The following is an 8,635-nucleotide window of genomic DNA, read 5'->3' as shown; positions in this document are numbered from 1 at the left end:
ACCCATGCACGCCAGCGCCACCCGCACCCGCCGCGCCTTCCTCCGTGCGGCGTTCGGCGCGGCCGCCCTCGCCGGGACGGCCGCCGCGCTGACCCCCGTGCTGCGCGCCCGCCGCCCCCGGCAGACGCTCAGCCCGGCGCCGCTCACCGAGGAGACGTACCGCGGCCGGCACATCAGCGTCGACCCCGCCCGGGCGGCGGTGCACATCGACGGCCGGCCCCTGCACGTCATGCGCCGCGCCGACGGCAGCTACCTCAGCGCGGTCAACCACTTCCAGTCCTACGACACCCCGCTGGAAGCGGCCCGCGCGGCCGTCGACGAACTCGGCACCACCCAGCTGGCCTTGGCCGCCCCGCACCACGGCTGACGGCCGGGAACCAGGAGGACCCCCGCGGTGTACACCCGGCAGAACCAGAAGAACCTCACCAGCGCGCAGAAGAAGCGGTTCACGTCCGCGCTGCTGGAGCTCAAGCGCAACGGCATCTACGACGAGTTCGTGCGCACCCACGGCACCTACTTCGTGCCCGACCGGGACCGGAAGCTGCGCGTGGGGCACATGTCCCCGTCCTTCTTCCCCTGGCACCGCAGCTACCTGCTGGAGTTCGAGAGGCGGCTGCGGGAGCTCGACCCCCGGATCTCCATCCCCTACTGGGACTGGACCGCCGACTCCAGCCCCGTCTCCTCCCTGTGGGCCGAGGACTTCCTCGGCGGCACCGGCCGGGCGGGCGACCACCAGGTGATGACGGGCCCCTTCGCCCACGAGCGGGGGAACTGGACGATCACCGAGGGGGTCAGCGAGGCCCCGTTCCTCACCCGCAACCTCGGGCGGCCGGGCAACCCGATCTCCCTGCCGACGGCCGCCGAACTCCAGTGGGCCATCGACGACCCGGTCTACGACTCCTCGCCCTGGAACTCCACCGCCGAGGGCGGCAGCTTCCGCAACAAGCTGGAGGGCTGGGCCGCGCCGAAGAGCGAGCGCTGGCGCAACCACAACAAGGTCCACCAGTGGATCGGCGGCCACATGACGGGCGGTACGGCCCCCAACGACCCGGCGTTCTGGCTGCACCACGCCTTCGTGGACCTCGTCTGGGACCGCTGGCAGCAGCGCCACCCCGGCTCCGGGTACCTGCCGGCCGCCCCGCTGCGGCCCGGCGACCTCCAGCGCGGCCGGGTGATCGCCCTCGACGAGCCGATGCCCCCGTGGGACGTCACCCCGCGCCAGATGCTCGGCCACGGGGGCGTCTACCGCTACGAGTGAGCGGCCGCTCCTTCCCTCCGGCAGGCAGCACGCACGGAAGGAAGGAGCGGCGCGGAAAAGGGCCCCCGCCGTGCGGCGGGGGCCCTTCAGCCGGTCAGGCGGGGGAGGCGATCACTCGCCGTAGCTGCCGCCCTCGGTGTGGTGGCCGCCGTCGCCGTGCGAGGCGTTGACGCAGGTGTTGCCGAAGGCCGGGTTCAGCAGGGCGATCACGTTGACGGTGTTGCCGCAGACGTTGACCGGGACGTGAACCGGAACCTGGACGAGGTTGCCCGACAGGACACCGGGGGAGCCGACCGCCGCACCGTGCGCTCCGGCATCGGCGACGGCCAGACCGGCGCCGGCGGCCAGGGTGCTGCCGGCGACAGCGGTGAGGGCGAATGCCTTCGCGATACGCGACATCAAGATCTCCTCGTGAGATGTGGGCGCCGCATCCTCTGCGGCATTTGACATGGCGTACAACGCGGCGGGCGCCGAGTGGTCACGGCCGTTACCGCTACTCGGGGGCGGAAAAACGGACAGAGGCGAAGGAGGGCCGGACCGGAGTGACCGCATCCGGCCGCAGAACCGCCAGCGCCGGGCCCTTGCAGTGCGGTGCGCCGTACAGGGTGGCGTCGAGCCGCGTGTGGTTCGTGACCGCGCGGCCGCCGCCGCCCGCCGCCTCCACGCAGCCCTTCGGGGAGGTCACGGCGTGGACGCGGTCGTCCTGGCCGACGTACTGGAATCCGGGCCCGGCCGCCCGTGCCGCGCCCGACGCCGCCGACAGCAGGGCGCCCAGGGCCAGGACCGTCACGGCGGGGGTGATGAGAATGGCTCGCATGCCGGTCCAACCAGGGCCGCCCCGGACGCGGTCACGCCTTGTCACCCGTCGGACGGCTGTGCGACCGTGCTGGGAACGCCCGGAAGCGGAACCGGGCCGCACCGAGGCCGCGGGCACGCACCGCGGCCGGCCGAGGAGAGCGCGGATGAGCACAGCGGGCAGCGTCCACCGGCCCCGGGCCGGGACGGGACACGGGGTCGTGGAGGGCCGCTGGGAGACCGGCGGTACCGCCGTCTTCCGGGGCGTCCCCTACGCCGCGCCGCCCACCGGTGCCCTCCGCTTCGCGGCCCCGCGGCCGCCGGCCGCCTGGGACGGCGTACGCGACGCCGGGGCGTTCGGGCCGACCGCGCCCAAGGTGCCCTACCCGCCGGCCTTCGCTGCCCTGCTGTCCGACCCGGAGATCCCCGGCGACGACTGCCTCACCCTCAACGTCTGGACCCCCGACCCGGCCCCCGGGGCCCGGCTGCCGGTGATGGTCTGGATCCACGGCGGCGCCCACACCCGGGGCTCCTCCGCCGTCCCCGTCTACGACGGCTCGGCGTTCGCCCGCGACGGGGTCGTGCTGGTCTCGGTCAACTTCCGCCTCGGGGTCCTCGGCTACGGTCTCTTCCCCGACGCCCCCGCCAACCGGGGCCTCCTCGACCAGATCGCCGCCCTGGAGTGGGTCCGGGACAACATCGCCGCCTTCGGTGGCGACCCCGCCCGCGTCACCGTGTTCGGCGAGTCCGCCGGGGCCATCAGCACCGGCGCCCTGCTCGCCGCCCCCCGCGCCGCCGGCCTCTTCGCCCGGGCCGTCCTGCAGAGCGGGGCACCCGAGGCGCTGCCGCGCGACCAGGTCCGCACCATGGTGCGGCGGATGGCCGCACGGCTCGGGGTGCCCGCGACCGCCCGGGCCTTCGAAGGGGTGGGTCTGCCGGCGCTGCTCGCCGCCCAGGCGACGGCGATGCGCCGTTCCTCCCCGGTCCTCGGCGGCCCCGCCTTCGGGCTGGTCACCGACCCGGACACGCTGCCCGTCGACCCGCTGGAGGCCGCCGCGGCCTCGGACGTACCGCTGCTGATGGGCTGGACCGCGCAGGAGCACCGGCTGTGGCTCGCGCCGACCGGCGGGATGCGGCTGCTGGACCGGCTCGGCCCGCTGGCCGTGGCGTACGGCCGGCTGCGCGGCGGCAAGGACCGGGCCGCCGTACGTGCGCTGCGCGCCGCGCTGCCGGAGACCTCCCCGGCCGACCTCGCCGGGCACCTGGTCACCGACCGGCTGCTGCGCGACCCCCTGCGCCGGATCGCCGGGGCCCGGCGGGAGGCCCCGAGCCACCTCTACGAGTTCCGCTGGCCCAGCGGCGTACCCGGTCTCGGTGCCTGCCACGCGCTGGAGCTGGGCTTCGTCTTCGACACCCTCGGCCTGCCGGAGTCCGCCTGGCTGGCCGGGCCGGACGCGCCGCAGGCCCTCGCCGACGAGATGCACGGGGCCTGGGTCCGCTTCGCCGCCACCGGGGACCCCGGCTGGGCGCCCTGGAACGGCAGCGGCCCGCCGAAGGTGTTCGACGGGCCGGAGCCGGAGGCAGTGTGCGCGGAGGCTGTTACTCCACTGGTCCTTCCATGACCTTGCTGATGAACTCGATCGGTCCCTCACCCATGTTGGGCACATAGGTCGCGGCGTTGTGCTTGCCGCCCGGGATGACTCTCAGGCTGGTGTGGATGGGCCCCTTGTTGCCGTACGTGGCGATGTATTTCTGCACGTTCGGCAGGGTCTCCTTGTTGCTCTCGCTGTCACCGACCTGGAAGGCGATGTAGACGTCCGGTGCGCCCTTCTTCTCGATGAGCGCCTTCGAGAGCAGGTTGGGGTTGTTCTCGTTCTTCTCCTTGTCGTGGCCCTTCCACAGCGGGGAGTCCGGGACGATGTCCGGGCCGGAGGCGATCGCGGCCTTGAACTTGTCCGGGTACTTCAGCACGGCCTTGAGGCTCGCGAAGCCGCCGGTGGAGGAGCCCATGAAGGCCCAGCCGTCACGGGACTTGACCGTGCGGAAGTTCTCCTTCATCAGGCCCGGGACGTCCTCGGTCAGCCAGGTGTCCATCTTCGGCTGGCCGGGGATGTCGCTGCCGTCCCAGTAGGTTCCCGATTGCGGGTCCTTGGGGTCCGTGTCGTGGTTCTCGGGGTTGAGCACGGGCATGGCCAGGAGGAAGGGCTTGCTCTTGCCCTCGCTGTACCACTTGCTGATGCTCGCCTGGAGCTTGAGGTCGGTGCCCATCCAGTAGTTGCTGGGGTAGCCGGCGCCGCCGGGCAGGGCGATCATGACCGGGAAGCCGCTCTTGGCGAACTTGGGGTCGTTGTACTCCTTGGGAGCCCAGACCCACACCTTCCCCTTGAAGCCGGACTTCTTGCCGTCCAGCTCGGTGACCGCCACGTGGGTGCCGTCCGACAGGGTAGAGGCGTTCTTGAACTGCGCCGTCGGGTTCGTCGGCATCAACATTTTCGAGTTGGGCGCCTGCTTGGCCGCGCCCGCCTGGCCGCCCTGCGGCTTGCCGAAGGACACGTCCGCGCCCTTGTCGGTGAACGGCGGTATTTCGAAGTACGCCATCACGCCCGCGGCGATGCCCGCGAGGGCGAGCACCGTGACGCCCCCGATGATCCACTTCTTCGCCTTGGACTTGCCGCGCGGCGGCTCATCTTCGTAGTGAGGCTCGTAGCGGTCGTACTGCTGCTGCTCGTACTGCTGCTGCTCGAAACGGGGCTGCTGCTGCGTGGGGGCCTCGTAACCCTGCTGCCCGTACGGGGACCGGCCCTGCTGCGGGGGCTGCCCGTAGGCCGGCTGCGGACGGCCGCCCTGGGGCGCGTACTGCGGCCGGCCGCCCTGCTGCTGTCCGTAGGGCGGGCGCGGCGGCGGGTTCTGACCTTCCGGCCTGTACGGCGGCTGGTACTGGCCATCGGGTGAGTACGACATGTGCGGTGGCTCTCCGGCTGTTGCTGGCCCCGTCGCGGGGAGGACTGCTTCCGTTCGAATGATGAACGATAGTGCCTCGGGGTTCCTCATTTTTCCTTTTCTTGACGCTCCCTGGGGTCGGGCATTGCCGATCGCCTGCGGGGCGTACGGAGTTCCCCTGCTGTTACCCGACTGTCCCTGGCCCATGCACATGGCCCTGGGTATGGTGCGTCCGCGCCGCCGCCCCAGACTTCCCCCATGTGCCCGGAGGTACATCCCGTGTTTGGCATGACCATTTCACGGTCCCGCCGCAAGACCGCCCTCGCCACCGCCTTCGGCGTCACCGCCGCCGGTGCCGCCCTGTGGGCCGGCCTCGGCAGCGCCCAGCCCGCGCACGCCGCGGGCCTTCCCGCCCCCGACCACACGGTCGTCGTGGTCTTCGAGAACCACGCCTACAACCAGGTCATCGGCAGCTCCAGCGCCCCCTACATCAACTCCCTCAAGACCGGGGGCGCCAACCTCACCCAGTCCTACGGCATCACCCACCCCAGCCAGCCCAACTACATGCAGCTCTTCTCGGGCTCCAACCAGGGCGTCACGGACGACAGCTGTTACACCCCCGGCTTCAGCTCCGCGCCCAACCTGGCCTCCGAGCTGATAGCCGCCGGCAAGAGCTGGGGCAGCTACAACGAGACCCTCCCCAGCCAGGGCTCCACCACCTGCTCCAGCGGCAAGTACGCCCGCAAGCACAACCCCTGGTTCGCCTTCTCCAACGTGCCCACCGGCACCGCGAAGACGATGACCCAGTTCCCGACGGACTTCACCACCCTGCCCAAGGTGTCCTTCGTCGTCCCGAACCTCTGCAGCGACATGCACGACTGCTCCGTCGGCACCGGCGACACCTGGCTGAAGAACAACCTCAAGGCCTACGCGGACTGGGCCAAGACCCACAACAGCCTGCTCGTCATCACCTTCGACGAGGACAACCGCCTCGCCGGCAACCAGATCCCGACCGTGCTCTACGGCCAGCCCGTGACCCCGGGATCCACCTCCTCCACCACCTACAACCACTACGACATGCTGCGCACCCTGGAGGGCCTGGCCGGGCTGACCACCCACGCCGGGAACGCCGCCACCGCCAAGGACATCACGGGGATCTGGGCTTCCTGACCATGTACGTCGCGGACAGTCGCGGTACCCCCGCGCCCGCCGTGGCCCCCGAGACGCAGGCCGTCGCCCCGGGCACCAGCCCGGGGCGGCGCGCCGCCCTCGCCCCCACGGTGCTCGCCCTGGGCACGGTCAGCCTGATCACCGACGTCTCCTCGGAGATGGTCACGGCCGTGCTCCCGCTCTACCTCGTCGCCGGACTCGGGCTCACCCCGCTCGGCTTCGGCCTCCTCGACGGGGTCTACAACGGCGTCAGCGCCCTGGTCCGCCTCACCGGAGGCCACCTCGGCGACCGGCTCGGCCGGCACAAGGCGCTCGCCGGCATCGGCTACGGGCTCTCCGCCCTGTGCAAGCCGCTGCTGCTGCTCGCCCACACCCTGCCCGCCATCGGCGCCGTCCTCGCCCTGGACCGCACCGGCAAGGGGCTGCGCACCGCCCCGCGCGACGCGCTCATCTCCCTGGCCGCCGCCCCCGAGGACCGCGGCCGGGCCTTCGGCGTGCACCGGGCCATGGACACCGCCGGCGCGCTGATCGGGCCGCTCCTGGCCTTCCTCATCCTGCGCGGCGCCGCCGACGGCTACGACGCCGTCTTCACCGTCAGCGCCTGCGTGGCCGCCCTGGGCGTGCTGGTGCTGGTGCTCTTCGTGCCGGGCCGCCGCGCGCAGCCCGCCCCCGACCCCGCGCCCGTCTCGCTGCGCGCCTCCCTCGGCCTGCTGCGCCGCCGGGACCTGCGCCGCACCGCCCTGTGCGCACTGCTGCTCGGGCTGTGCACCGTCAGCGACGCCTTCGTCTTCCTGCTGCTCCAGAGGGCCACCGGGATCGCCGACCGCTGGTTCGCGCTGCTGCCGCTCGGCACCGCCGGAGCCTTCTTCCTGCTCGCCATGCCGCTGGGCCGGCTTGCCGACCGCCTCGGCCGGCGCCGGGTCTTCCTCGGCGGGCACCTCGCGCTGCTCCTCGCGTACGGACTGCTCCTCACGGGCGCCCACCACCCGGCCCTGCCGTACGCGGTCCTCCTGCTGCACGGCGCCTTCTACGCCGCCACCGACGGCGTCCTCATGGCCGAGGCCGCCGGGGCCGTACCCGAGGAGCACCGGGGCGGCGGGCTCGCCCTCGTCCAGACCGGCCAGGCCCTCGCCCGGTTCGCCGCCTCCCTCGGCTTCGGCGCCGCCTGGACCGTCTGGGGCGCCCGGCCCGCGCTCGCCGTGGCCGCCGTCCTGCTCGCCGCCGCCGTCGCCGGCTGCGCGCTGCTGAAGCCCGCCGAGGCCTGATCCCCGGGCCACCGCACCCCCACACGAGAAGGACCGAAGACCCCACATGACCCTCCAGCGCCGGATCCTGATCCTGGTCAGCGCAGTCGTCCTGCTCGCGGCCGTCGGCGTGCTCGCCGTCGTCCGCGCCGGCTCGCGGGCCGACGAGAAGGACCGGGCCCGGCCCGGAGGCCCGCAGATCACCCCGGGTGCGGTCTCCCTGGCCGCGGGCGACGGAGGCCGGCGGATGGTCTTCCGGAACATGGCCTGGGGCCCGCACCGCGACGAGCTCGCCGCCGTCCCGGCCGCGGCCCCCGACGGCCCCCGTACCGCCTCCGGGGTGAAGTGCCTGCGCTTCCACGCGGCCGCCGGGACCGGGATCTGCCTCCAGTCCGACAAGGGCGGGGTCCAGGAGAGCTACCGCGCGGTCGTCCTCGACTCCGGCCTCAAGGAGGTCACGGCGCGCCCGCTCGCCGGGATCCCCACCCGCGCCCGGGTCTCGCCGGGCGGCCACCTGGTGGCCTGGACGGTCTTCGTCGGCGGGGACTCGTACGCCGGAACGAACTTCTCCACCCGGACCTCGCTCCTCGACCTGCGCACCGGGAGGTACGACGCCTCCCTGGAGGACTTCACCGTCCTCATGGACGGCAAGACCTACCGGAACGCCGACGTCAACTTCTGGGGGGTCACCTTCGCCGCCGACGAGCGGACCTTCTACGCGACCCTCGCCACCGGCGGCCGCACCCACCTCGTCCGCGGCGACCTCGTCGAGCGCACGGTGACCACCCTGCGCGAGAACCTGGAATGCCCCTCACTGTCCCCGGACGGGACCCGGCTGGTCTTCAAGAAGCGGGTGGAGGGCCTGCCCGAGGAGGCCCCCTGGCGGCTCCACGTCCTGGACCTGGCCTCCATGAAGGAGACCCCGCTCGCCGAGCAGCGCAGCGTGGACGACCAGGTGGTGTGGACCGACGACCGGACCGTGCTCTACTCCCTGCCCGGCGACTTCGGCGCGGACCTGTACTCCGTGCCCTCCGACGGGAGCGGCGCCCCGGCCCGGGTGACGGCCTCGGCCCTCGCCCCCGCCCTCCTCGGCTGAGGGCCGGGGAAGGGGCGGGAACGAGGGCCGGGGCGTCCTGCGGCGCCGGGCGCGCGCCGCGCCGCGCAGACCACGGGCCGGGGAGCCCCCCCCAACCACGCCCGGGGGGGAGCGATAAGGGCGGCCGGCCGC

9 protein-coding genes are annotated in these 8,635 nt (G+C 73.1%); 6 read left to right on the top strand and 3 right to left on the bottom strand.

What is annotated here, in order from left to right; translation table 11 throughout:
- Positions 1 to 4: 4 nt before the first annotated feature.
- Together AB0F18_RS37125 and AB0F18_RS37120 are read left to right on the top strand one after the other, a co-directional pair.
- Positions 5 to 367 (top strand): tyrosinase family oxidase copper chaperone, encoded by a 363-nt coding sequence (locus AB0F18_RS37125; RefSeq protein ID WP_362069318.1) that lies wholly within the window; start codon positions 5 to 7, stop codon positions 365 to 367.
- A gap of 27 nt (positions 368 to 394) precedes the next feature.
- The gene (locus AB0F18_RS37120) at positions 395 to 1,258 is read left to right on the top strand and encodes a tyrosinase family protein (protein WP_362069315.1); all 864 of its coding nucleotides are present in this window, start codon (positions 395 to 397) and stop codon (positions 1,256 to 1,258) included.
- Positions 1,259 to 1,369: 111 nt separating this feature from the next.
- On the opposite strand, the gene AB0F18_RS37115 is transcribed toward AB0F18_RS37120, so the two are convergent.
- Positions 1,370 to 1,657 carry a chaplin gene (locus tag AB0F18_RS37115; RefSeq protein ID WP_362069312.1) on the bottom strand — a complete coding sequence of 96 codons (288 nt, stop codon included), beginning with the start codon at positions 1,655 to 1,657 and terminating at the stop codon, positions 1,370 to 1,372.
- A 94-nt stretch (positions 1,658 to 1,751) separates the two neighbouring features.
- Complete coding sequence (locus AB0F18_RS37110; protein ID WP_362069309.1) at positions 1,752 to 2,075, bottom strand: hypothetical protein; 324 nt, start codon at positions 2,073 to 2,075, stop codon at positions 1,752 to 1,754.
- A gap of 145 nt (positions 2,076 to 2,220) precedes the next feature.
- Here AB0F18_RS37110 and AB0F18_RS37105 point away from each other — a divergent pair, with 145 nt between their 5' ends.
- Positions 2,221 to 3,675, top strand: a complete 1,455-nt coding sequence (locus tag AB0F18_RS37105) for a carboxylesterase family protein (RefSeq protein ID WP_362069306.1) — start codon at positions 2,221 to 2,223, stop codon at positions 3,673 to 3,675.
- Here AB0F18_RS37105 and AB0F18_RS37100 read toward each other — a convergent pair.
- Complete coding sequence (locus AB0F18_RS37100) at positions 3,653 to 5,014, bottom strand: alpha/beta hydrolase-fold protein (RefSeq protein ID WP_362069303.1); 1,362 nt, start codon at positions 5,012 to 5,014, stop codon at positions 3,653 to 3,655. The genes AB0F18_RS37105 and AB0F18_RS37100 overlap by 23 nt on opposite strands.
- Positions 5,015 to 5,281: 267 nt before the next feature.
- Between AB0F18_RS37100 and AB0F18_RS37095 the strand changes: the two genes are divergently transcribed.
- From AB0F18_RS37095 to AB0F18_RS37085, 3 genes are read left to right on the top strand one after another with little or no spacing between them, the layout of a single operon-like run.
- Positions 5,282 to 6,163 carry an alkaline phosphatase family protein gene (locus AB0F18_RS37095; RefSeq protein WP_362069300.1) on the top strand — a complete coding sequence of 294 codons (882 nt, stop codon included), beginning with the start codon at positions 5,282 to 5,284 and terminating at the stop codon, positions 6,161 to 6,163.
- Positions 6,164 to 6,165: 2 nt separating this feature from the next.
- Entirely contained in the window at positions 6,166 to 7,428 is a 1,263-nt protein-coding gene (locus AB0F18_RS37090) for an MFS transporter (RefSeq protein ID WP_362069297.1), read from the top strand.
- A gap of 46 nt (positions 7,429 to 7,474) precedes the next feature.
- A complete protein-coding gene (locus AB0F18_RS37085; protein ID WP_362069294.1) occupies positions 7,475 to 8,503 on the top strand; it encodes a hypothetical protein in 1,029 nt (342 codons plus the stop codon).
- The last annotated feature ends 132 nt before the right edge of the window (positions 8,504 to 8,635 follow it).

This window comes from Streptomyces sp. NPDC029216, from assembly GCF_040648015.1.
Taxonomy (GTDB): Bacteria; Actinomycetota; Actinomycetes; order Streptomycetales; family Streptomycetaceae; genus Streptomyces.
The sequence above is the reverse complement of the archived record's forward strand: the minus strand, read 5'-3'. Positions and strand labels throughout refer to the sequence as shown.

Excerpts from the sequence above, each read along its gene's own strand:
- AB0F18_RS37125 (WP_362069318.1), top strand. The coding sequence starts at position 5 with ATGCACGCCAGCGCCACCCGCACCCGCCGCGCCTTCCTCCGTGCGGCG.
- AB0F18_RS37115 (WP_362069312.1), bottom strand. The coding sequence starts at position 1,657 with ATGTCGCGTATCGCGAAGGCATTCGCCCTCACCGCTGTCGCCGGCAGC.
- AB0F18_RS37110 (WP_362069309.1), bottom strand. The coding sequence starts at position 2,075 with ATGCGAGCCATTCTCATCACCCCCGCCGTGACGGTCCTGGCCCTGGGC.
- AB0F18_RS37105 (WP_362069306.1), top strand. The coding sequence starts at position 2,221 with ATGAGCACAGCGGGCAGCGTCCACCGGCCCCGGGCCGGGACGGGACAC.
- AB0F18_RS37100 (WP_362069303.1), bottom strand. The coding sequence starts at position 5,014 with ATGTCGTACTCACCCGATGGCCAGTACCAGCCGCCGTACAGGCCGGAA.
- AB0F18_RS37095 (WP_362069300.1), top strand. The coding sequence starts at position 5,282 with ATGACCATTTCACGGTCCCGCCGCAAGACCGCCCTCGCCACCGCCTTC.
- AB0F18_RS37090 (WP_362069297.1), top strand. The coding sequence starts at position 6,166 with ATGTACGTCGCGGACAGTCGCGGTACCCCCGCGCCCGCCGTGGCCCCC.
- AB0F18_RS37085 (WP_362069294.1), top strand. The coding sequence starts at position 7,475 with ATGACCCTCCAGCGCCGGATCCTGATCCTGGTCAGCGCAGTCGTCCTG.